Below are 23,679 nucleotides of genomic sequence, written 5' to 3' on the forward strand. Positions count from 1 at the left end.
CTCCGTTATGCGCCATGCGGGCGGAGCAGGGCGCGCGAAATGATGTGCCGCTGAATCTCGGACGTACCTTCCCAGATGCGCTCGACCCGGGCGTCGCGCCATATACGCTCAAGCGGCAGATCATCCATCAGGCCCATCCCGCCATGGATCTGGATCGCCTCGTCGGCGACGAAGGCGAGCATCTCCGTCGCCTTGAGCTTGGCCATGGCCATGTCCTGGTCGGTAACGGTTCCCTGATCGAACTTCCAGCCCGCCTCAAATGTAAGGAGATCCGCGGCTTTCAACTCGGTGGCCATATCCGCCAGCTTGAACGAAACGCCCTGGAACTTGCCGATCTGCTGGCCGAACTGTTCTCGTTGAGCGGCATATTCAATCGCGTGGCCAAGCGCCCGTTCGGCACGCCCGAGGCACGTTGCCGCCACCTGAAGGCGCGTGGCGCCGAGCCAGGTATTGGCAACTTCGAAGCCCTTGTGCACTTCGCCGAGTATCTGCTCGTTCGGAAGGCGGCAATCGTCGAATTCAACGATCGCATTGGTGTAGCCGCGATGCGAGACGTTCCGATAGCCTTCGCGGATCGTCATGCCAGGGTGGCCCTTGTCGACGAAGAAGGCTGTGATCTTCTTTTTCTTGCCGCGCGGCGTTTCTTCCTCGCCGGAGGCAACGAAAAGGATGACGAAGTCGGCCTCCAGCGCATGGCTGATGAAGTGCTTCGTGCCGTTGATGATCCAGTCACCGCCATTTTCGACGGCGGTTGCCTTCATACCGCGCAGGTCCGAACCCGCTCCCGGTTCCGTCATGGCAAGGCAGTCGGATTTTTCGCCGCGGATGCAGGGGTAGAGGTACTTCTCCTTCTGGGCGTCCGTCCCGGCAAGGAGAATATTGGAAGGGCGTCCAACGCAGGTCCAATGCAGGGCATAATTGGCACGTCCGAGTTCCTTTTCGTACAGCAGCCAGGTCACGGTATCGAGACCGGCGCCTCCGACCTCCGCCGGCATGTTGGCGGCATAGAGCCCAGCCTCCATCGCCTTCCGCTTGAGTTCGTCCGCAAGTTCCTTGCGCAGCACGCCGGTGCGCTCGACCTCTGCTTCATGCGGATAGAGTTCGTTCTCGACAAAGGATCGCGTCGTATCGACGATCAGCCTTTGCTCCTCCGAAAGACCGAAATCCATGGTCTCACCCCTTCTTCTTTTTGGGCTTGCTCGTTTTGGCTTTTGCGGCCGCCTTGGAAATTGGCGGCTTCTGCGCCAACTTCGTGAGGCGCTTGGTGTAGTCATTATACAGTTCGCCGGCACCCCAGCCCTTGCCCTTGTTCTGGCGGGACAGCGCTTCCATGATCGCAACCAGATTGTCGTCGCGAATGCGTTCGAGTTCGCGGATCGAAAGGCCATGGGCCTGCTCGTCCGACTGGTTGGCAATCTTGTCGACGAGTTCTTCGGTCAGTTCCGGTACATCCATGAGTTTGGTCCATGGCCAGGAAAGGCACGGTCCGAACTGGGCGATGAAGTGACGCATGCCAGCTTCGCCGCCCGCAACACGGTAGACCTGGAACATGCCCATCTGTGCCCAGCGAATGCCGAACGAATAGCGCATGATGTCATCGAGTTCTTCAACGGTAGTAATGTCGTCCTTGATCAACCAAAGCGATTCGCGCCAGACGGCCTCGAGCAGGCGGTCGCCGACAAATGCTTCGATCTCCTTGCGGATGACCACTGGCTTCATGCCAATCGAAGTATAAAGTTCACGTGCCCTTTCAACCGCATCCGGGGATGTCTGCTTGCCACCAACAATCTCTACGAGCGGCAACAGGTAGACAGGGTTATAGGGATGGCCGACGACCAGCCGTTCCGGATGCTTCATCGCTGTCTGCATGTCGGATGGCAGGATACCAGAAGTGGAAGAACCGACGATTGCGTCGACAGCCGCATGCTTGTCGATTTCCGCCAGCACCTTGTGCTTCAGTTCCAGCCGTTCAGGCACACTTTCCTGAATGAAGTCGGCGCCAGCGACGGCTTCTTCGATCGACTTGGCAAATGTCAGCTTGCCTTCCTTCGGCAGACCATTTGGCAGCATGGCTTTGTACGCGCGGCGAGAGTTTTTCATCACCTCGCTGACTTTGCGCTCGGCCTCCGGGTCCGGATCAAAGATGGATACGTCAATGCCGTTGAGAATGAGCCGCGCTACCCAGCCCGCACCAATAACGCCGCCACCTACAGCAGCGGCCTTGCGAATACCTGCCATGATACTTACCAGCCCTTCGTCAATTTCATGCGCTCGCGGACATCGTTGGGTCCAAGAATCCTTGCGCCCATGCCTTCCGCGACTTTGACAGCGCGCTCAACCAGCGGACCATTGGTGGCGAGAACGCCCTTGTCGAGCCAGATGTTGTCTTCAAGGCCAACGCGGATATTGCCACCGGCCAGCATCGCCATTGCCGCATAGGGCATCTGGTTACGGCCGATGGAGAAGGCCGAGAACGTCCAGTTCGACGGAAGATTATTGGTCAGCGCCAGCAGCGTGTTGATATCGTCGGGGGCGCCCCAGGGAATACCCATGCAGAGCTGCACCATGACGGGATCCTCGAGCAATTTCTGGTCATAGAGCCACTTGGCGAGGAGCAGGTGCCCCGTATCGAAGATTTCGACTTCCGGTCTTACACCCAGAGCCTTGATCTGCGCCGCCATCGCTTTCAGCATGGCCGGCGTGTTGGTCATGACATAATCGCCTTCTCCGAAGTTCATCGTGCCGCAATCGAGCGTGCAGATTTCCGGGCGAAGCTTGGCCACGTGTTCGAGACGCTCCGTTGCGCCGGCCATATCGGTGCCGTTGGGCGAGGGCGGCATCGGCTGTTCGACGCTGCCGAGTGTAAGGTCGCCGCCCATGCCTGCTGTGAGGTTCAACACCATGTCGACGCCGGACGCTTTGATGTGCTCAACGACTTCCGAATAAAGCGCAATGTCGCGCGAGCCTTTGCCTGTCTTTGGATCGCGGACATGAATATGTGCGATGGCTGCGCCTGCATTAGCCGCGGCTATACACTCGTCGGCAATCTGGCGCGGGGTCACCGGGACCTTGTCGGAACGGCCAGTCGTATCGCCGGCTCCGGTCACGGCGCAGGTGATGAATACTTCGCGATTGGGGGTAAGTCCCATAGCTCTGCTCCCATTTTCTTGTTGGCCCGATCATGCCGCGATTGCCAAGTTATGCTTTGCAATATACGAATAGGAATTGATGAATAGCGAAATTTCGCCACTCTTTTTGCCAAATGCCCAACCGCTGGATGTAACCGTTCTGGTCTTCAGCGGTGCTTCGCTGATGTGCGTGGCATCAACAATAGACCCGATGCGTGCGGCGAATCGCGTCTCGGGTAGCAATCTTTTCAATTGGCGTATCGTTTCGCTCGACGGCGAGCCGGCAATGACCACGTGCGGCCTCCCAATTGCAGTTTCGGACTCCTTCGATGCATCGGAGAAAAGCGATATGCTGCTGGTTGTCGGAGGGTTTGGTACATCCGACATTGCGCGGACCACCTTCACGGCAAATCTCCGGCGTGCTGTCCATAACTATCAGATGATTGGTGGTATCGAGGCCGGCTCCTGGTTGCTCGGGCGGGCCGGCTTGCTTTCAGGACGCAAGGCGACGACCCACTGGGAGGATATGGAGGAGTTTACCGCGGAGTTCCCCGAAGCAGATGTCAGGCCGGATCGATATGTGATCGATGGGCCTGTGTTCACGAGTGGCGGCGCTTCGCCGACATTCGACCTGATGCTGCACCTGATCCGGTCACGTTACGGCATGTCCGTTGCTCTCGATGTGGCGAGTGTGTTCATCTATGATGAAGCCCATGCGTCAAGTGAGGCGCAACCACTGGTTTCTCTCGGGCGCCTCGATGACGTCCACCCGAAGCTCGCCAGCGCGGTCCGTCTGATGGAGAGCCACATTGAGCAGCCGCTGACTGTAGGTGCCATCGCGAGGCGCTGTGGTCTTAGCGCCCGTAGCCTTGAGAAAATATTCGCCAAGGCCGTGGGCGAGGGGCCCGGCCGCTACTATCTGCGTTTGCGCTTGAAGGTGGCCCGCCGATTGATCACGGATACCAAATCGCCACTCGCTGACATCGCAGCCCGGACCGGGTTTTCCTCGGCTGCAGCATTTACACGCACCTTCAAAAGCTTCGAAGGCAGGCCGCCGAGCGCCCTGCGCCCTGTTCAATAAGTGTCGTTTTTGACAAAGCGACAGGCAAGTCAACCATGGTTCAACTGCCGCTGATCGGATAGATCGCGCCCCACCGAGGAAACACGTCATGCAGAGTTCAGAAGGACAATTGTATCATTCCACGCCGATTGCCATCGAGAAGGAATGGATCGACTACAATGGCCATTTGAACATGGCCTACTATAACGTGGTGTTCGACCGCGGCGGTGATGAGTTCCTGGCGGAACTCGGTTTCGGGCCGAATTATGCCGCAGAGCGAAAGCTGACGATCTACACGGCCGAAGTGCATGTCTGCTACGTGCAGGAAATTCATCTTGACGATGTTGTGACCGTGACGAGCCAACTCATCGATTATGACGGCAAGCGCCTGCATGTCTACAGCGAGATCGTGCACAGAGATGGTTGGGTTGCTGCTACAGCGGAGGTCCTCTCACTGCATGTCGACATGAGCGGGCCGAAGGTAAGCCCGTTCCCGGAAGACGTGCTGCCGAAGCTCGCACTCTACAAGGAAGCGCATTCGAAGCTTCCTGTACCGGCGCGTGTCGGGCGGTCGATCGGCATCAGGCGGAAGTAGGTTTCGTGGTGAATTATAGTTCCTGCATCGAACCACGCACTGAAGAACCTCATCCGCCGAACTGCTCGACAAGCCACCGTTCGAATTGCCGAATTCTGGCTTCACCCATGCGCTCCTTGCGGCAGATCATGTACCAGGCTCCGGGCTGAGGAACCTTGTGGTTGAATGGTGCGACAAGGCGGCCCGCCTTGATGTCATCTGCCACGAGAAAGTCCGGTGCGACAACCAGTCCCTGGCCATCGAGTGCTGATTGCAGGGCGGCAAGATAGGTATCGAATTTCAACGTGACCGCCTGGCCGGAATCGGTCATGGCCGCCGCTTCCAGCCAGGTTCCCCAGTCCTCCGGTGCCGTATAAAGCGCAAGTCGCGGGACCCGGTTCAGGGCTTTCGTTCCCGCGTCCACACCAATCCTGGCTGCAACCTGTGGGCTGCATACCGGATACATCTCGGCTTTCACCAGCTGGCGATAGTGCAGGTTCATTCGCTCCGGCCGTGTTGTGTGGATGATCCCGATGTCGGAGCTGTCGATGTTCAGTTCCCAGTCAAGCTGACTGGTTCCGATACGTATGGCGAGGTTGGGGCTAACCTTACGAAACTCGGTCAGGCGAGGGATCAACCACCGAATGGCGAAGGTCGCATAGGTTTCGAGAGCCAAATCATCTGCGGTTCCGATGCGATTGATCAACGCAGTCCCACGGGCGATCTTTTCGAAGGCGTCGCGCATGTAGGGATAATAAAGTGTGCCTGCGTCAGTCAACGAGACACCCCGTGGCAAGCGTTCGAAGAGCTTTACACCAAGGATCGTCTCCAGCTCGGCGATACGATGGCTGATTGCCGACTGTGTCACGCCCAACTCATCACCGGCGAGCCGGAAACTCAACAGCCGTGCCGAGGCCTCGAAGGCCCGCAACGAGCCAAGTGGCGGTATGCGAGGCTTCGACATCATCGCCAACTAGGTCCGAAATCAAATGCTTGAGAATAATTCATGTCTCTATGAGTAACCGTCGCTTGAATGCTGCGCAATGCGGAATCATTCTAATCTGCGACGCAACCACGAATAAAAAGCGTCCGGGAACATCATCTTTTTCGGAGAATGACATGGGTGCAGAACAGGCATTGGCGGATATCGCACCGTCTCTGGACAAGATTGATCGCCTGATTGCCGAGCATCGGCCCGGCCATGGCCTTGCGCGTGCATTCTACATGGACCCGGATGTCTACGCGCGGGACATGGAGCGTTTGTTTCGCCGCCATTGGCACTGCATCGGGCATGCGAGCATTATCCCCAATTCCGGCGACTTTGAGCTCTTCAAGCTGGATACGGAAGCTGTGATTGTCTCTCGCACTGAGGACGGCTCAATCCATGCCTTCCTCAATGTATGCAGGCACCGTGGCGCAGAGGTCTGCACCAAGCCGAAAGGCAATGCGCGGTTCTTTGTGTGCCCCTACCATGCATGGACCTATGCAAACGATGGGAACCTGCGCGCCGCGCGGCTGATGCCAAAAGACTTCGACCGGAGTGCACATGGTCTGAAGAAGCTGCATGTGCGCGTGGCGGAAGGGCTGATCTTCATCTGCTTTGCGGACGAGCCGCTCGACTTCTCGATCATCGAGCAATCGCTTCGCACGACCTGTGGCCAGTATGGCTGGGCAGACGCGAAAGTCGCGCACCGCGAGACCTATGCCGTGGATGCCAACTGGAAGCTTGCCGTCGAAAACTATGTGGAATGTTACCACTGTGGCCCGGCACATCCGGAATATTCGCAGACCCACGCGCTGGAGCAGCCGGCTGAAAAGATTGTCGAGCTCAATGCGAAAATGGAGCAGCGCACCTGCGCCCTTGGCATCGATATCGCAACTGGCGATCACTGGCAGAGTTCCGCGCAGGGCAAGGAGGCGATCCACACGTTCCGGTACGCCCTTTATGATGGTGTTTCGAGCGGTAGCGAAGACGGCTCGCCCATTGGGCCGCTCATGGGGAGATTTACAGAGTTCGACGGCGGTGTAACGTCGATCCATCTTGGCGGTACCAGTTTCCTTGTTTGTTATCCTGATCACGGGATGATCTACCGGTTCATTCCGAAGACGGTCGATACATGCGAGATGGAGTTGATCTGGCTGGTGCGCGGTGACGCTGAAGAGGGAAAGGATTACAACCTCGACAAGCTGACTTGGCTTTGGAAGGTGACGACTGCCGAGGACAAGGCGATCATCGAGCATACGGCCCGCGGCGTCCGGTCCCATTATTTCGTGCCGGGACCGATCGCCCCCATGGAGTATAACGAATTGCGGTACATCCAGTGGTACCTCGATGAAATCGGGCGGGCCTGAACAGCCTTCCCCCAACAGAGCATGAGACCACGGGAGACTTTTTATGTCTGATTTTCCAACGTCGGCGCGCGTCGTCATCATCGGTGGCGGTGCTGTCGGCGTATCCGCGCTTTATCATCTGGCCAAAGCTGGCTGGACCGACTGTGTGTTGCTTGAAAAGAACGAACTGACCTCCGGGTCTACCTGGCATGCGGCCGGCAACGTTCCGACTTTTTCAGCGTCATGGTCGGTCATGAACATGCAGCGCTATTCCGCCGAGCTCTATCGCGGCCTTGCTGCCGAAGTCGATTACCCGATGAATTATCATGTCACCGGTTCGTTGCGGCTCGCCCACACGAAGGAGCGCATGCGCGAATTCCAGCGGGTCAAGAGCATGGGTCGCTACCAGGGCATGGATATCGATGTCCTCGGCGTCGATGAAATCAACGGGCGCTATCCTTTCATCGCTACGGATGAACTGGCTGGCGCGCTCTACGATCCGAATGATGGCGACATTGATCCGGCGCAACTGACCCAGGCGCTGGCCAAGGGCGCCCGCGACATGGGTGCGAAAATCATCCGCTTCTGCCCTGTGACCGGCGCCCGGCGGGACAATGACGAGTGGGTTATCTCGACGCCACAAGGAGACATACGCTGCGAGTATGTGGTGAATGCCGCAGGCTACCGCGCACAGGAAATCGGCAAGCTTTTTGGCCGGGACGTTCCGATGATGGTGATGAGCCATCAATATCTGCTCTTCGACGAAATTCCGGAAATCGCCGCATGGAGCAGGGAACAGGGACACAAACTGCCGCTGCTGCGCGATGTGGATTCATCCTATTACCTTCGCCAGGAAAAGAACGGCATGAACCTCGGACCCTATGAGCGCAATTGCCGTGCGCACTGGGTAACCGCCGATGATCCGATGCCTGACGATTTTTCCTTCCAGCTGTTTCCCGATGATCTGGAACGTCTCGACTGGTACCTGAATGACGCGATTGCCCGCGTGCCGATCCTCGGAACGGCAGGGCTGTCGAAGGTGATCAACGGACCTATTCCCTACGCTCCCGACGGAAATCCTTTGATCGGTCCGATGCCGGGAGTTCCAAATGCATTCGAGGCCTGTGTTTTCACCTTCGGTATTGCGCAGGCCGGGGGGGCAGGCAAGGTTCTGGCCGAATGGGTAATGGAAGGTGCGACGGAATGGGACATGTGGTCATGCGATCCCCGCCGGTTCACGGGTTTCACTGACCATGACTATTGTGTCGCCAAGGGGCTGGAGGTTTACGGCCACGAATATGCGATCCATTTCCCGCGTCATGCGTGGCCAGCGGGACGCAACAAAAAACTGTCGCCGATCCACGATCGGATTGCAGCATTGGATGCTCAGTTCGGCGTTTACAACGGCTGGGAACGCGCAAACTGGTATGCGCAGCCAGGTGATGACACCTCGGAGGAGTCGACGCAAACTTTCCGGCGCGATGGACCGTGGCACAAGCGCATCCGCGAAGAGTGCCATGCCGTGCGCGATGCTGTCGGTGTTCTCGACCTGCCGGGCTTTTCGCGTTACCGCGTCAGCGGCGAGGGTGCACGCGAATGGCTCTCGACGCTCATCACTGGCATCGTGCCGAAGCCTGGCAGGATCGGCCTCGGCTACTTCGCCGATGACAAGGGCCGCGTTGTCACGGAAATGTCGATCATGGCCATCGATGAGGACCTGTTCTTCTTGATCACCGCCGGCGTTGCCGAGTGGCATGACCGTGACTGGCTGATGAAGCATCTACCGACAAACAGTTCCATATCGATCACGAATGTAACCGAAGATTTCTCCTGCCAGATCGTCACGGGACCAAAAGCCCGGGATCTGTTCCGCGACATTTGCGATGCCGACCTCGGAAAGCCTTGGCTTACGCACCAAACCACGCAGATTGCTGGGCGCTATTGCCAACTGGTGCGTGTGTCATTTGCCGGCGAACTCGGCTGGGAAGTCCATACCAAGGTCGGCGATACCGCGGCGATCTTCGATGCGGTGTGGGAGGCCGGACAGAAGTACGGCATCAAACCATTCGGTATGTTTGCCCTGGATTCACTGCGGCTGGAAAAGGGCTATCGGGCGTGGAAGGGTGACCTGTCGACCGACTACACGCCGTTGCAGAGCGGCTTGGATCGCTTCATCAAGTGGGAGAAGCCGGACTTTATCGGCAAGGCGGCGCTGGAACGCGAGAAGCAGCAGGGCGTGAAAAAGCGCTTCGTTACACTGACTGTCGACGCCGGTGACTGTGATACGCCCTATATGTCCACCCTCTGGCACGACGGCAAAATCGTCGGTGAAACGACTTCCGGCGGCTGGGGTCACCGGATCGACAAGTCAATCGCCCTTGGCATGCTCAACACAGGGCTGGCCGAACCCGGAACGGAGGTTGAAGTGGAGATCTTCGGCGAGCGCTACAAGGCAACTGTCCATCCGGATCAGCCGCTGTGGGATCCCAAGAACGAAAGAATCCGCGTATGAGTTCGCTTCCCACAAAGGCAAGGGCAGTCATCATTGGCGGGGGCGTTTCGGGCTGCTCCGTTGCGTATCACCTCGCCAAGCTCGGCTGGACGGACATTGTCCTGCTTGAACGCAAGCAGCTTACGTCCGGGACCACCTGGCATGCAGCCGGGCTCATCGGGCAATTGCGCGCGTCACAGAACATGACGCGCCTCGCCAAGTACTCCGCTGACCTCTACGTCAGACTGGAGGCAGAAACAGAAGTCGCGACCGGCATGCGCCAGGTGGGCTCGATCACCGTTGCGTTAACAGAGGAGCGCAAGCACGAGATCTATCGGCAGGCCTCGCTGGCTCGGGCATTTGATGTCGACGTTCGGGAAATATCTCCAAGGGAAGTCAAGGAGATGTATCCTCATCTTAACGTTGAGGATGTGGTCGGCGCAGTCCATTTGCCGCTCGATGGCCAGTGCGATCCGGCCAACATCGCCATGGCATTGGCCAAGGGTGCGCGCCAACGCGGTGCCCGGATTGTCGAAAACGTGAAGGTGACGAATGTTCTGAAGAGGAATGGTCGTGTTGCGGGCGTTTCTTGGGCCAAGGGAGATGAGCACGGCACGATTGAAACCGACGTCGTCATCAACTGCGCCGGGATGTGGGCGCGCGACCTGGCGGCCATGTCGGGCGTCACGGTGCCATTGCATGCGTGCGAGCACTTCTACCTTGTAACCGAAGCGATCGAGGGCTTGGGCCGGTTGCCGGTGCTGCGCGTGCCGGACGAGTGTGCCTACTACAAGGAAGATGCCGGCAAGATGATGCTCGGCGCCTTCGAACCCGTGGCCAAGCCTTGGGGCATGAACGGAATTTCCGAAGACTTCTGCTTCGACCAGTTGCCTGAGGACTTCGAGCATTTCGAGCCCATCCTCGAAATGGGCGTCAACCGGATGCCGATGCTCGGCACGGCAGGCATCCATACGTTCTTCAACGGTCCGGAAAGCTTCACGCCCGACGATCGCTACTACCTAGGCGAGGCACCGGAGCTAGGAGGCTATTGGGTAGCCGCAGGTTACAACTCCATCGGCATTGTATCATCCGGCGGTGCGGGAATGGCTCTGGCGCAATGGATTCACGACGGCGAAGCCCCTTTCGACCTGTGGGAAGTGGATATTCGTCGCGCGCAGCCATTCCAGAAGAACAGGCGTTATCTGAAGGAGCGTGTTTCAGAGACGCTGGGTCTGCTCTATGCCGATCATTTTCCCTACCGGCAGATGGCCACATCGCGCAATGTCCGGCGCTCACCGATACACGAACACCTGAAACAGCGCGGCGCAGTGTTTGGCGAGGTAGCGGGATGGGAACGCGCCAACTGGTTCGCGCGGGAGGGCCAGGAGCGCGAGTACCGCTATTCGTGGAAACGCCAGAACTGGTTCGACAATCAGCGTGACGAACATCTTGCGGTCCGCAACGGCGTTGGCCTGTTCGACATGACTTCCTTCGGCAAGATCCGCATCGAGGGTCGCGATGCCCTGACATTCCTGCAGAAGCTCTGCGCCAATCAACTGGACGTTGAGCCGGGCCGTATCGTCTATACGCAGATGCTCAACAATCGCGGAGGCATCGAGAGCGACCTTACGATCACAAGACTGTCCGAAACGGCGTTTTTCGCTGTCGTTCCCGGTGCAACGCTGCAGCGCGACCTTGCATGGCTGCGCAAGCACGTCAGGGATGAATTCGTGGTGATCACCGACGTGACGGCGGCTGAGTCCGTGCTCTGCCTGATGGGGCCAAAATCGCGCGAGCTGATCCAGACGATCAGTCCGAATGATTTTTCCAACGAGGCCAATCCGTTCGGCACAGCGCGCGAGATCGAGATCGGCATGGGGTTGGCCCGCGCGCATCGGGTGACCTATGTCGGAGAACTTGGCTGGGAGCTTTATGTCTCGACGGACCAGACAGCGCATGTCTTCGAAACGATCGAAGAGGCGGGCAGGGATATCGGCCTGAAATTGTGTGGCCTCCACACGCTCGATTCCTGCCGTATCGAAAAAGCCTTCCGGCATTTCGGCCACGATATCACCGATGAGGACCATGTGCTCGAAGCCGGATTGGGCTTTGCGGTCAAGGTTGACAAGGGTGACTTCATCGGCCGCGAGGCCGTACTGCGCAAGAAGGATAAAGGGCTCGACCGAAGGCTCGTTCAATTTCGGTTGCTTGATGCCGAGCCGCTGCTTTTCCATAACGAGGCTATCGTCCGCGACGGTGTGATCGTGGGAACAATCACGTCCGGCAATTATGGCCATCATCTCGGAGGTGCCATCGGACTTGGTTATGTCCCGAGTGGGGGGCAAAGCCCCGAGCAGGTGCTGGCATCGAATTACGAAATCGAGATAGCCGGCACACGCGTGAGGGCCGAAGCATCACTCAAGCCTATGTATGATCCCAAGGCCGAACGAGTGAGGATGTAGTGGTAGTGCGTGGTTTGTAGCTGGACAAGCTCGCTATGAACCACGCACCACAATCTTAGTTCACGCTGGTCAGGACCGCTTCGAACTGCTCCAACGCCCAGTCGATCTGGTCGCGCTTGATAAGCAGTGGAGGAGCGATGCGGATCGTGTCGCCGTGGGTATCCTTGGCAAGAACACCGCGTGTCTTGAGTTCGTTGCAGAAGCGATTGGCGCCGCCCGCCTCCGGGTGCAGTTCGACCGCGAGCATCAATCCGCGGCCGCGGACATCCCTGACGATGTTGCTGCGAATGCCCTTCAGCTGCTGCAAGAAGTATTCCCCTTCGATACGGGAATTTTCAATCATGTTTTCTTCGGTGAGAACACGAAGGGCTGCCCGGGCAATCGCGCAGGCGAGCGGGTTACCGCCAAAAGTGCTGCCATGCTGGCCCGGTTTGAGCACGCCAAGGACATCGCTGTTAGACAGTACGGCCGACACAGGATAGAAGCCGCCGGAAAGGGCTTTGCCGATCAGCGTCACGTCAGCCTCAATGCCCTCATGCTCTTCGGCTAGCAGTGCACCAGTGCGACCAAGCCCCGTCTGAATTTCATCCAGTATGAGCGTCACATTGTGCTGTGTGCAAAGGTCTCGCACCTTGGTAAAATAGCCATGCGGCGGAATGATCACGCCGGCCTCGCCCTGGATAGGCTCGACAAGGAAACCCACGGTGTTCGGAGTCAGGGCCGCAGCAAATGCATCGATGTCGCCGAAGGGAACAATCCTGAAGCCCGGCGCAAATGGGCCGAAATTTTCTCGAGCAGTAGGATCGGTGCTGAAACCGACGATACCCATCGTGCGTCCGTGGAAGTTGTTCGAGCAGACGATGATCTCGGCTGCGTCCTCAGGCACGCCTTTAACCTCGTAGCCCCATTTGCGTACGGCTTTGATGGCCGTTTCTACTGCCTCTGCACCACTGTTCATCGGCAGTATCTTGTGTGATCCGGTGAGGGCAGCCAGTTCTTCATAGAAGAGCGCCAACTGGTCGTTGCGAAAGGCACGGGAGGTCAAGGTCAGTTTGCTGGCCTGTTCGGTCATGGCCTTCAGGATCTTCGGGTGGCAATGACCCTGATTGACAGCCGAATAGGCGGACAGGCAGTCGAGATAGCGATTGCCATCGATGTCCCAAACGTGCACGCCTTCACCGCGCTCCAGCACCACGTCCAAGGGCTTGTAGTTGTGAGCCCCGAGACGGGATTCAGTTGAGATCAGGTCAGCGGCGGTGTGCAGCAAAATATCCTCCTTGCGAGCTTATACGTTCAGAGCGGTCGTGCTCTGGTCTACCAGTGTGGGCTTGTCAAAAATCTGCCGGCCAAAAATGCTGGCGACGAGATCGACGAGTAGCAGTGCACTCTTGCCGCGCTCATCGAGAAACGGATTCAACTCGACCACGTCAAGCGAACCGACAACGCCGGAATCATGCAGCAGCTCCATGATCAGATGGGCTTCGCGAAAGGTTGCGCCGCCAGGAACGGTGGTGCCGACGCCCGGCGCGAGCGACGGGTCTATGAAATCAACGTCGAAGCTGACGTGGAGGACGCCATTGGCCTTCTGCACCCGCTCAATGATGCCCCGCATGAGCTTGGCGACACCGAACTCATCGATCTTGCGCATGTCGATGACGTCAATACCGCGTTCACGTAACAATATGCGTTCCGTCGAGTCGATCGAACGGATGCCGAAAAGATGCAGGTTTTCCGGCTTCACGAAACCCTTCGGCTCGTCGCCGAACACGCCCTCCAGACCAGGTTCACCGCACAGCAGGGCGGCCGACATGCCATGCATGTTGCCCGATGGGGAAGTGGCGGGAGTGTTGAAATCGGAGTGGGCGTCCAGCCAGAGGACGAACAATTCCCGGTTGTGTTCCTCACAATAGCGGGCAACACCGGTCACCGAACCCATGGAGAGGCTGTGGTCGCCCCCGAGGATGACCGGAAAGGTTCCTTTGGACATGGCATCGTAGGTCTCGGCGCTCAGCATGCGAGACCAGGCAGCGATCCGTTCGATGTGGTGCGCGAGGCCGGCAACCGTCGGGACAACAGGCAGTTGCTTCGGCAGCCGCAGATCTCCGCGATCTTCGACCGGATGGCCGAGTTCCTCAAGTGTCCTGATGAGGCCAGCCGTCCGTAATGCTGCAGGACCCATCAGAGCGCCGAGCCGTCCGGCACCTTCCTCGATGGGCGCGCCAATGATTGTCAGCTTCTGTTTGGGTAAGTCTTCGAAATTGCTTTGCATGTTCATCAACAACCGCCGTATCCCGCGTTTGAATGGAAGTATTGAAAAGAGAATATCACGTTTCAACCACCATGATGGCACTTCAGAGCGGTGACAAAAAGACAGCATCCTGATAGAAATGCGCATCTTCATGCGCACTTTGCGAAATCAAGTTGACCAGATTGGCACACCATGGATGATGTTGACCGCAAACTCTTGTCCTTGCTGCGCGACGACTGCCGCATGCCGGTATCGTCCATGGCGACGCTTCTGGGCATCTCGCGTGCAACGGTGCGGACACGCATTGGCAAACTGGCTACAGATGGAACGATTCAGGGATTTACGGTTACGCTCAAGGCGGGCGCCGGCATCTATGGGGTGCGCGCTGTAGCGATGATCGAGGTGGCAGGGCAGGCGGCAGAAAAAGTCGTGCGACGATTGCAGGGTTTTCCGGAGATACGGGCTCTGCATACGACGAACGGGCGCTGGGATATAGTTGCCGAGATCGAGGTGGAAACCTTGGAGGCGTTCGACCGGACACTGCGCGACATCCGCCATATTGACGGAATCACTTCGACTGAAACAAGTATCCTTCTATCGACGCGCAAGAGCGGATAGGCTGGGCGCTCGAAAGGGAGATTGGTGCTTGCACGTACTTGAAATTCCATGGCTGGAGCCGGTCGATGCAGCCGAACGTTTGCGGTCACTTGGCGGATTGGGCTTCCTTGACAGCGCGATGCACCACGACAAGCTTGGCCGCTACTCCTATGTGGCGGCCGATCCGTTTGGCAAGCTGGTTGTCGAGGATGGCGTTGCCCGCCTGAACGGCGCTCTTGTCAATCTGCCGCCCCTGGACGCCATGACGCATTATCTCGAGCTTTATCGACTGGATGATGAGGCAGGGGCTCCGCCATTCCAGGGAGGAGCCATGGGTTACTTCTCCTATGAATTCGGAAGGCTGCTCGAGCGGTTGCCGCAGCCGGGTATCCCAGTGCAAGGACCGATGCCAGACGCTGTCTGGTACTTTTATGATGTCGTGCTTGCTTTCGATCATGCAACGCAAAGGGTCTGGCTTCTTTCGTCAGGACTTCCCGAAAACGATAAGGAAAAGCAGTCAAGAAAAGCCGCCAAACGGTCAGAGTTCTTCTCCGCCCGCATCAGGCAGGAATTTGAGTCGGACAGCATTCTGGCCCCATCAGTCAACCGCATCCCACGAGCGGGATGGCAATCCAATTTTGAACGTGACAGCTATATGGAGGCGGTTGCGAAAGTCATCACGTATATTCTCGATGGCGACATCTTCCAGGCCAACATCGCCCAGCGCTTCATGGCGGATCTGCCAGCATCCTTTGAACCGTGGGAATTCTACAAGAATCTGAGGCAGAGAAACGCCGCGACTTTTGCGGCTTTTCTCGATCACGGTGATATCGTTATCGCTTCCAGTTCGCCGGAGCGCTTTTTGTCGGTGAGAGGTGATCAGGTCGAGACGAGACCAATCAAAGGGACTGTTCCTCGTTCCGCGGATCGCAATGAAGACAATGCCTTGGCCGAGATGCTTCTCAAGTCGGAGAAGGATCGCGCAGAAAACCTGATGATCGTCGATCTGATGCGAAACGATCTTTCCAGAGTCTGTAGCCCTCACTCCGTGCTTACGCCGACACTGTGCGGCCTTGAATCCTATGCGAGTGTCCATCACCTGGTCTCGGTTGTCACCGGGAGGCTTGCACACGGTAACTCGCTAATGGATCTGATCCGGGCAGCCTTTCCCGGCGGTTCGATAACCGGTGCACCCAAGCTTCGGGCCATGGAGATTATCACGGAAATCGAACGCGAAGCGCGTGGGGTCTACTGCGGGTCCATCGGCTTCCTCGGTTTCAACGGGAATTTCGACAGCAATATTGGTATTCGAACGGTGCTGTTTCAGGGGGGCAAGGCGGTATTCCAGGCGGGTGGTGGCATCACGGCCTTGTCCGATCCGGCAGCCGAGTATCAGGAAACCCTGGACAAGGCAGAACGCATATTCAGTGTGTTCGATCAAGGCGGCGTGCCATGATCGTGATCATCGACAATTACGATTCTTTTGTTTTTACCGTCGCTCGATATTTCGCCGAACTCGGTGTTCAGACACGGGTCATACGCAACGATGCCATTTCGGCAAGGGAAGCCGAACAGCTCGATCCTCAAGCAATTGTCCTGTCACCCGGTCCATGCGGACCGCGTGAGGCAGGGCAATCCATGAACATAATCGAGACATTGAGTGGCAAGATACCGATGCTCGGCATCTGTCTCGGCCACCAGTGCATCGGTGAGGTGTTCGGGGGGCGGGTAGTTCGCGCAAAGGAACCGATGCACGGGCGCGCATCGGCAATTGATCACGACGGGAGCGGTGTTTTCAAGGGTCTGCCAAGCCCGTTTCGTGCGGGGCGTTACCATTCCCTGATCGTTGAATCTGTCGAAGCCGAAAGCGCCTTGCGGGTGACTGCGCGCTCCGAGATGGGTGAAGTGATGGGGTTGGCACATGTCAGTCATCCCACCTACGGCGTACAGTTCCATCCGGAATCCGTTCTGACGGAATATGGCCACGCGATGCTTGGCAACTTCCTTCGCTTGTCACGCCAGTTCAACAAGCGGTGAACGAACACGCTTGTCGCACCACGCCGCTATTTTCGCCTCTTTGTTCGATATTCCTCTTGGTCGTGCCGGTCGTGATCGGTTACACCAGTTCTGAACACGTACTGGGCCATTCCGCGCCCGATCAAACGAAAATCCGTAAATCAACAGGCAGGAGACTGGCCATGTTTCGCAAAACCGATTTCTATATCGATGGTAAGTGGATAGCTCCTGCGGCGGCAAAAGAGCTTGAGGTGATCAATCCGGCCGATGAGCAGGCTTTCGCCGTGATTTCGCTTGGTTCCGCAGCCGATGTCGACAAGGCGGTGACGGCTGCGCGAAAGGCGTTCACTACGTGGAGCGTCACCAGCCGTGAAGAGCGCCTGTCGTGGCTGGAGCGTCTGCTTACAGTATACGAAGCCCGCATCGCTGACATGGCCAAAGCCATTTCATCCGAGATGGGCGCGCCAATCAAAATGGCGCTGGACGAACAGGCGGCATCGGGCACGGCACATATCAAGGCATTTATCCGGGCCCTCAAAAGCTTCGAATTCGAGCGGCCGCTCGACGAGCGCAACAGGACAACACGTATCGCCTACGAACCCATCGGTGTTTGCGGCCTGATCACCCCGTGGAACTGGCCGATGAATCAGGTAGTCCTGAAAGTTGTTCCTGCAATCGCAGCAGGCTGCACGGTCATTTTGAAGCCTTCGGAAATTGCTCCGATTTCTTCGGTTATCTTCGCCGAAATGGTGGATGCGTCCGGGCTGCCCGCCGGTGTGTTCAATCTGGTCAATGGCGATGGTCCAACGGTCGGCGAAGCGATGTCGCGCCATCCGGGCATCGACATGATGTCCTTTACAGGTTCGACGCGTGCCGGCGTTGCAGTCACCAAGGCGGCCGCCGACACGGTAAAGCGCGTTTCGCTCGAGCTTGGTGGCAAGTCGCCCAACATCGTGTTCGCAGATGCCGACCTGGAGGCTGCCATCACACGCGGTGTCTCGCATGTTTTCAACAACACGGGTCAGTCCTGCAACGCCCCGACACGCATGCTGGTAGAGCGTTCTGTTTATGACAAGGCGACAGAGATCGCTGCTGCGGCGGCAAAGGCCACGAAGGTAGGCGATCCATCAGACGATGGCGATCACATGGGACCGCTTGTTTCGGAAATGCAGTTCAACAAGGTGCAGGGTCTGATCGAACGGGGCATCAAGGAAGGTGCTCGATTGATTGCAGGCGGGACCGGGCGTCCGGAAGGCTTCAATCGCGGTTATTACGTACGGCCGACTGTCTTCGCCGACGTCAGCAATGACATGACAATTGCACGCGAGGAGATTTTTGGACCGGTCCTCGCCATGATCCCGTTTGACACGGAAGAAGAAGCGGTCGAGATCGCCAACGACACGCCCTACGGCCTTGCAGCCTATATCCAGTCTGGCGACCGAGAGCGAATCAGGCGCGTGTCGAAACAGCTTCGCGCCGGTATGGTCCGTATCAACGGCGCGTCGCATGCGGCGGATGCTCCGTTTGGCGGTTACAAGCAGTCCGGGATTGGCCGCGAGGGTGGTCATTGGGGTCTGGAAGACTTCCTTGAAGTGAAAGCCATCAGCGGCTGGGAAGACAGCGCTGCCTGAACTACCAAAAATGAAGGCAAGACAAAGGATGTCGCCAGTTCCATTTCGGTATCCTTTGCTCTAACTGACATTGCGTAACTTTTGTCGGGAAGGCGGGTGCGGACAGAATGGACGAAACAGAGAGGTTACCAGACTCCGCAACTGACGGGCAGGACGCTGACATCTATGGTGAAGACGGTGCCGTCAAAACATCCTATCTGGCTCGGGTCGGTGCCGCCATTGCGGATCGAGACGTGCTCTATCTCCGCTCCCACGTCGGCAAGCTGCATCAGTCGGAACTTGGACACGTTCTGGAGGCGCTGCATTCCGATCAGCGCGCCGCACTGGTCGAACTCCTTGGCGATGAATTCGATTTCGCCTCGCTGACCGAGGTCGACGAAGCCGTCCGCCTCGAAATCGTCGATGCGATGCCGAATGAGCAGATTGCAGAGGCCGTCCAGGAACTCGATTCCGACGACGCGGTCTACATTCTTGAAGATCTCGACCAGGAAGACCGCGATGAAATCCTGGCGCAACTGCCGTTTACCGAGCGGGTGCGCCTGCGTCGCTCCCTCGGCTACCCCGAGGAAACCGCCGGGCGTCGCATGCAGACCGAATTCGTCGCCGTTCCGCCATTCTGGACCGTGGGGCAAACGATCGATTACATGCGCGACAATGACGATCTGCCGGAGTCGTTCTCGCAGATTTTTGTCATTGACCCGATGTTCAGACTGCTAGGCGCCATAGATCTCGATCGCATCCTGCGCACGCGGCGGGATAAAAAGATCGAGGAGATAATGCATGAGACGCGTCACGCGATTCCCGCCACCATGGATCAGGAAGAGGCGGCGCAAATCTTTGAACAATACGACCTTCTGTCGGCAGCCGTCGTGGACGAGAATGAACGTCTGGTCGGTGTCCTGACGATCGAAAACATCGTCGACGTCATCCAGGAAGAAGCCGAGGAAGATATCATGCGTCTCGGCGGTGTTGGTGACGAAGAGCTGTCGGATTCGGTCTTGTCCACGTCGCGCTCACGTACGCCCTGGCTGGTCATAAATCTTTTTACGGCTTTCCTGTCTGCTTCGGTGATCGGCATTTTTGATGGCACGATTCAACAAATGGTTGCCCTGGCCGTCTTGATGCCCATCGTCGCATCCATGGGTGGGAATGCCGGGACGCAGACTATGACGGTTACGGTCCGGGCGCTCGCTACACGCGACATGGATATCTACAATGCCGGTCGCATCATCCGCCGCGAAGCATCGGTCGGCCTGATTAATGGTGTGATCTTCGCAATCATGATCGGCACGGTTGCAGGTCTCTGGTTTGAGAACGGCAATATTGGCGGGATTATCGCCGCCGCAATGATCATCAACATGCTCGCTGCGGCACTGGGCGGAATACTGATTCCCTTGTTGTTGCACCGCTTCGGCGCCGATCCTGCGATTGCATCCGCGGTATTCGTGACGACCGTGACGGACGTGGTCGGATTTTCGTCGTTTCTCGGGCTGGCCACCTGGTGGTTTGGTTTTAAGTAGCAGCGATTCACCGATGAAATGACGGCAGTTCACAATCCAGCACAATCGTGTAATTGACTTTTACGTAATTGCGTGGGCAAAACATCAGATCGATATATTGCAGGATGTAGAGCAGTGTCAGTCATGCGCGAATATTATTCCATCACGGAACTGACACGGGAGTTTGGCGTATCTACACGCACATTGCGGTTCTACGAAGATGAGGGCCTGATCCATCCTGTCCGTCGCGGCCGCACACGTCTGTTCCGTCCTTCCGACCGCCATTTGCTGAAACAGATCCTGCGCGGCAAACGTCTGGGTTTTTCGATCGCCGAAATCCACGAGATCGTCCAGATGTACAACGAACCACCGGGCGAGATGGGTCAACTGCACCTCTTGATGAAACGCGTTGAAGAGAAACGGGCGGACTTGCGCCAGAAGCGCAGGGACATCGAAGAAACCCTTGCCGAACTCGATCAGGTTGAGGAAGCATGCATCGAACGGCTGGCGGAGCTTGGCGTCAACACATAGCGCTTACTGCGGCATGTTTTCCTGTGTGCAGACCCCGGCGATTTCCTGCATTTGCGGATCATTCTGGTCGCGTCTTCCTGAAAAGACGTCGTCGAAAACGCCTTGGGCTTCCGTCTGTCCTATCACACAATCACAGAAGGCCCGGCAAAAAGCAGGCTCGTTGTCGATCTGACAGCTTTGGACGCAAGCCTTGCCAAAGACTTCGTGGGGGGTTGCCACGGCAGGCGGGAAAAGCTGCGAAATCAGGAAAACGCAACTGATCAGAACCGGCTGGTGAACAAGATAAAACGCCAGGCTGTGCTGTCCAATGAATCGCAATGAGCGATCGAGCCACGTGGGAACAATGCCGCCCGCGAGCAACGTCAGCATGTCATAACGCTGCATGACCTTGGCCGCCGCCATTCCGGCGAGCACAGCACCGAACCACGGGAAGACAGGCACATAATCATTTGATCGGATGATCATTTCCGACAGCCCGAGCCACCAGAAGAGCGGGGGATCGAATCTCGGCGATGTCAGATAATGAGGAGCGACGATGACGGCAATTGCGGCCATGGCGATAACGAGGGCCGGCAGCCTGACGAAAAGCAGCCCAAGAACACTCGCAACCGCGATCTGGTGAAGGATGCCGAAGAAGACGAAGCTTTCCGGTGTGAAATACCAGGTGGCAACCGAGATCGCCAGTGCAGCAGCAGCAATCTGGGCGAGTCGAATGCCAAACGGCCGCCAGCGAATTCCACGCCCATGTGCCAGAACGAGGCTGAAGCCAACCAGGACCAGAAAAGTCGAAGCGATGATACGGGCATAGAGTCTCCAAGCGCCGTGCCCGGTGGTTCCCGACTCCAGATAACCGAAAAACTCGAAATCCCAGCCCGTATGATACGTCGCCATCGCCAACAGGGCGATTCCGCGCAGCACGTCCAGTTTGCCGAGACGAGTTTTCGCAGGTGTGTTCACAATCTCGGCTTGGTTCATGACAGGATCTCGATCAATGCGGCTGTGGCGGCAGGCTAGGTGAGTTAGCCGGTAAAATCCATGGACCACAGGGATCGGGCATGGAAGATTTTTCGTACATATTTCAACAGTTTCAATGAAACAGACATATTATGTCGCTCGATTGACTGCTATCGGTGGTTGCGCGTCTGAAACTCTCCTTGACGCTCGAATCATCCCCCGAAGTTAATAAAGTGATCAATCAGGTACGCCATCCCATTTGGATTACGACAGCCAAGCGTCCGACTGCGCGGGTGTTTGCGATCCTGTTTGGTATCGAATCGATGGCGCGTGCGATCATCACGAGTGTCGTGCCGATCCAGACCTTCGAGCTCCTGCAAAGCGAGCGCAGTGTCAGTATCCTCTACACATGCATGTCATTGCTGGGCCTCATTTCTACCTTGTCGATCCCGTTGCTGATCGTGCGCATTCCACGCAGGTGGGTCTATACGGCCGGCACCGCATCGCTGATCCTTGGTTGTTGTGCCTTTTCGCTCGACACTCTTCCCGGGCAGGCTGCCGGGCTGTTTCTGCGCACCTTCGGGGCAGGGACGCTTTCCATCACGCTCAGCCTCTACATCATGGATCACATCAAGAAGGGTGAACTGGTCCGCGCCGAATCCGTACGGATGGCCACAGCGACCTTTGCATGGACTGGCGGTCCGTTTCTGGGTGTTTTCCTCTACACCCGTGTTGGGTTGATCGCTCCATTTCTTGTGTCGATCGGCTTTTCGCTGCTGCTGCTGACACTCTTCTGGTATTTTCGACTCAGCGACAACCCTGCACTGCAGAAGGGGCCCAGCCGTCCAGCCAATCCGATTGCCAATGTACGGCGTTTTGTCGTGCAACCACGGCTTCGCCTGGCATGGCTGATCGCCTTTTCACGATCCTGCTATTGGAGCACTTTCTTTGTATATGGCCCCATCCTGATGGTGGCGACAGGACAGGGAACACTTGCGGGCGGTCTGTTGGTGTCCCTCGGCAACCTGTTCCTGCTGGGTTCGATATTCTGGGGCAAAGTCGGCATGTCCAAGGGACTGATGCGCACAATATCAGGTGTGTTCACGCTGCTTGCCTTGGCACTGATTGGTGCGGGTCTGGCGGGTCAAACATACCCAATGCTGGCCGCGATCATGCTGTTGGTAGGCGCGTTTTTTTGCGTTGCCATCGACACGCTCGGATCTGCAACCTTCATCCGCGCTGTTCACCCGCACGAAAGGGCACAGATGACCGCCGTCTACAGAACCTACCTCGATTTCTCCGAGATATTGCCCGCGTTTTTCTATTCAATCATCCTGACATTTTTCCAGCTCGGCGCCATCTTCATCGCACTGTCGTTGTTGATGATCTTCACCTCGCTCTTCGTCTGGCGTTATTTGCCGCGCGGCCTATAGGCCAGCATTCACGCTGTTTTTCATCAGCACATCGCGTGCCCTGGAGAAGAATTGCCGGCGTAACAGAACGATCGCGACCAACGTTGTGGTGACCATGAACACCAGGGGGTGCAGGAACCAGCCAAGATAGCCAATGGAAAAGAAAATGCCGCGAAGCCCGCTATTGAAATGCTCGCCAGCCTGAATATTGATCCCCGCCGCGCGATTGACGCCTGCAACGACCAGCGGATCGTCAGCGCCCCGGTCGCGCGCCATTGGAACGCCGCCAATGAGAATCGAGCAATAGTTGAAGAGCCGGTAGGACCAGGCGAATTTGAAGAACGCATAGGCAAACAGCACGAGAAGTCCGAGGATTTTTGTTTCGAACAGTTGCTGCGTGGTCTCGCCAAGCAGCGGCAGATCATGAAAGAGGGTAAGGACCCGGCCAGAGGAATTCAGCAATCCGAAACATCCGCCAATTGCCAGGATTGATGTTGATGCAAAAAAGCCGGTTCCCTGCTGCAGGCCGAGCATGATGCTGGTGTCGATCATGCGCAATTCGCGGGTCGACATCGTCGTCATCCATTGACGCCGGGCCTCGTTCATCTCGTATGTCAGCGATTTCCTGCCGGCAAAGCCGTTTGCCGTGGTGTGCGAGTAGACCATCCAGATGATAAAGAAGTAGGCGAGAGCCAGGACATCGAGCCAATAGGATGTGTTCGGGACAGGTTCCATGTCTTCTCTC

At 57.3% G+C, this 23,679-nt stretch carries 20 protein-coding genes; 12 read left to right on the plus strand and 8 right to left on the minus strand.

Annotated features, from left to right (window positions below; translation table 11 throughout):
* Positions 1-5: 5 nt before the first annotated feature.
* The 3 genes from K9U38_RS08190 to K9U38_RS08200 are packed head-to-tail and all read right to left on the minus strand — an operon-like array spanning position 6 to position 3,149.
* Positions 6-1,169: an acyl-CoA dehydrogenase family protein gene (locus K9U38_RS08190; protein WP_224493861.1), complete on the minus strand. Its 1,164-nt coding sequence runs from the start codon at positions 1,167-1,169 to the stop codon at positions 6-8.
* Positions 1,170-1,173: 4 nt separating this feature from the next.
* Positions 1,174-2,238, minus strand: coding sequence for a carnitine 3-dehydrogenase (locus tag K9U38_RS08195; protein WP_224493862.1), 1,065 nt, complete (start codon positions 2,236-2,238; stop codon positions 1,174-1,176).
* Between the two features lie 5 nt (positions 2,239-2,243).
* Entirely contained in the window at positions 2,244-3,149 is a 906-nt protein-coding gene (locus K9U38_RS08200) for a beta-keto acid cleavage family enzyme (protein ID WP_224493863.1), read from the minus strand.
* A gap of 76 nt (positions 3,150-3,225) precedes the next feature.
* Between K9U38_RS08200 and K9U38_RS08205 the strand changes: the two genes are divergently transcribed.
* Both K9U38_RS08205 and K9U38_RS08210 read left to right on the plus strand, forming a co-directional pair.
* Positions 3,226-4,209, plus strand: coding sequence for a GlxA family transcriptional regulator (locus K9U38_RS08205; protein ID WP_370631861.1), 984 nt, complete (start codon positions 3,226-3,228; stop codon positions 4,207-4,209).
* A gap of 88 nt (positions 4,210-4,297) precedes the next feature.
* Positions 4,298-4,783, plus strand: coding sequence for a thioesterase family protein (locus K9U38_RS08210; RefSeq protein ID WP_224493865.1), 486 nt, complete (start codon positions 4,298-4,300; stop codon positions 4,781-4,783).
* A 49-nt stretch (positions 4,784-4,832) separates the two neighbouring features.
* On the opposite strand, the gene K9U38_RS08215 is transcribed toward K9U38_RS08210, so the two are convergent.
* Positions 4,833-5,729: a LysR substrate-binding domain-containing protein gene (locus K9U38_RS08215; RefSeq protein ID WP_224493866.1), complete on the minus strand. Its 897-nt coding sequence runs from the start codon at positions 5,727-5,729 to the stop codon at positions 4,833-4,835.
* A gap of 152 nt (positions 5,730-5,881) precedes the next feature.
* Here K9U38_RS08215 and K9U38_RS08220 point away from each other — a divergent pair, with 152 nt between their 5' ends.
* From K9U38_RS08220 to K9U38_RS08230, 3 genes are read left to right on the plus strand one after another with little or no spacing between them, the layout of a single operon-like run.
* Positions 5,882-7,114, plus strand: a complete 1,233-nt coding sequence (locus K9U38_RS08220; RefSeq protein ID WP_224493867.1) for an aromatic ring-hydroxylating oxygenase subunit alpha — start codon at positions 5,882-5,884, stop codon at positions 7,112-7,114.
* Positions 7,115-7,157: 43 nt separating this feature from the next.
* A complete protein-coding gene (locus tag K9U38_RS08225; protein WP_224493868.1) occupies positions 7,158-9,605 on the plus strand; it encodes a GcvT family protein in 2,448 nt (815 codons plus the stop codon).
* Complete coding sequence (locus K9U38_RS08230; protein ID WP_224493869.1) at positions 9,602-12,046, plus strand: GcvT family protein; 2,445 nt, start codon at positions 9,602-9,604, stop codon at positions 12,044-12,046. Before K9U38_RS08225 ends, K9U38_RS08230 begins: the two co-directional genes overlap by 4 nt.
* Before the next feature lie 55 nt (positions 12,047-12,101).
* Here the strand turns inward: K9U38_RS08230 and rocD are convergent, their stop codons facing one another.
* Together rocD and rocF are read right to left on the minus strand one after the other, a co-directional pair.
* On the minus strand, positions 12,102-13,310 hold the full coding sequence (gene rocD / locus K9U38_RS08235) for an ornithine--oxo-acid transaminase (RefSeq protein ID WP_224494079.1): 1,209 nt from the start codon (positions 13,308-13,310) through the stop codon (positions 12,102-12,104).
* A 21-nt stretch (positions 13,311-13,331) separates the two neighbouring features.
* The gene (gene rocF, locus K9U38_RS08240; protein WP_224493870.1) at positions 13,332-14,321 is read right to left on the minus strand and encodes an arginase; all 990 of its coding nucleotides are present in this window, start codon (positions 14,319-14,321) and stop codon (positions 13,332-13,334) included.
* Positions 14,322-14,486: 165 nt separating this feature from the next.
* On the opposite strand from rocF, the gene K9U38_RS08245 reads away from it, so the two are divergent.
* The 6 genes from K9U38_RS08245 (at position 14,487) to K9U38_RS08270 (ending at position 20,568) form a co-directional block, all read left to right on the plus strand.
* The gene (locus K9U38_RS08245) at positions 14,487-14,912 is read left to right on the plus strand and encodes an Lrp/AsnC family transcriptional regulator (protein WP_224493871.1); all 426 of its coding nucleotides are present in this window, start codon (positions 14,487-14,489) and stop codon (positions 14,910-14,912) included.
* Positions 14,913-14,940: 28 nt separating this feature from the next.
* Positions 14,941-16,347, plus strand: a complete 1,407-nt coding sequence (pabB, locus tag K9U38_RS08250) for an aminodeoxychorismate synthase component I (protein ID WP_224493872.1) — start codon at positions 14,941-14,943, stop codon at positions 16,345-16,347.
* On the plus strand, positions 16,344-16,928 hold the full coding sequence (locus K9U38_RS08255) for an anthranilate synthase component II (protein ID WP_224493873.1): 585 nt from the start codon (positions 16,344-16,346) through the stop codon (positions 16,926-16,928). Before pabB ends, K9U38_RS08255 begins: the two co-directional genes overlap by 4 nt.
* A 161-nt stretch (positions 16,929-17,089) precedes the next feature.
* Positions 17,090-18,538 (plus strand): aldehyde dehydrogenase family protein, encoded by a 1,449-nt coding sequence (locus K9U38_RS08260; RefSeq protein WP_224493874.1) that lies wholly within the window; start codon positions 17,090-17,092, stop codon positions 18,536-18,538.
* Between the two features lie 107 nt (positions 18,539-18,645).
* Complete coding sequence (mgtE, locus tag K9U38_RS08265; protein ID WP_224493875.1) at positions 18,646-20,058, plus strand: magnesium transporter; 1,413 nt, start codon at positions 18,646-18,648, stop codon at positions 20,056-20,058.
* A 123-nt stretch (positions 20,059-20,181) separates the two neighbouring features.
* The gene (locus K9U38_RS08270; RefSeq protein ID WP_224494080.1) at positions 20,182-20,568 is read left to right on the plus strand and encodes a MerR family transcriptional regulator; all 387 of its coding nucleotides are present in this window, start codon (positions 20,182-20,184) and stop codon (positions 20,566-20,568) included.
* Between the two features lie 3 nt (positions 20,569-20,571).
* Here K9U38_RS08270 and K9U38_RS08275 read toward each other — a convergent pair whose 3' ends face one another.
* Entirely contained in the window at positions 20,572-21,543 is a 972-nt protein-coding gene (locus tag K9U38_RS08275) for a heparan-alpha-glucosaminide N-acetyltransferase (RefSeq protein WP_224493876.1), read from the minus strand.
* Positions 21,544-21,755: 212 nt separating this feature from the next.
* On the opposite strand from K9U38_RS08275, the gene K9U38_RS08280 reads away from it, so the two are divergent.
* Positions 21,756-22,955 carry an MFS transporter gene (locus tag K9U38_RS08280; RefSeq protein WP_224493877.1) on the plus strand — a complete coding sequence of 400 codons (1,200 nt, stop codon included), beginning with the start codon at positions 21,756-21,758 and terminating at the stop codon, positions 22,953-22,955.
* Here K9U38_RS08280 and K9U38_RS08285 read toward each other — a convergent pair.
* Positions 22,950-23,669, minus strand: a complete 720-nt coding sequence (locus K9U38_RS08285; RefSeq protein ID WP_224493878.1) for a DUF599 domain-containing protein — start codon at positions 23,667-23,669, stop codon at positions 22,950-22,952. The two genes, K9U38_RS08280 and K9U38_RS08285, sit on opposite strands and share 6 nt — an antisense overlap.
* Between the last annotated feature and the right edge of the window lie 10 nt (positions 23,670-23,679).

The organism is Phyllobacterium lublinensis (assembly GCF_020164435.1).
GTDB lineage: Bacteria > Pseudomonadota > Alphaproteobacteria > Rhizobiales > Rhizobiaceae > Phyllobacterium > Phyllobacterium lublinensis.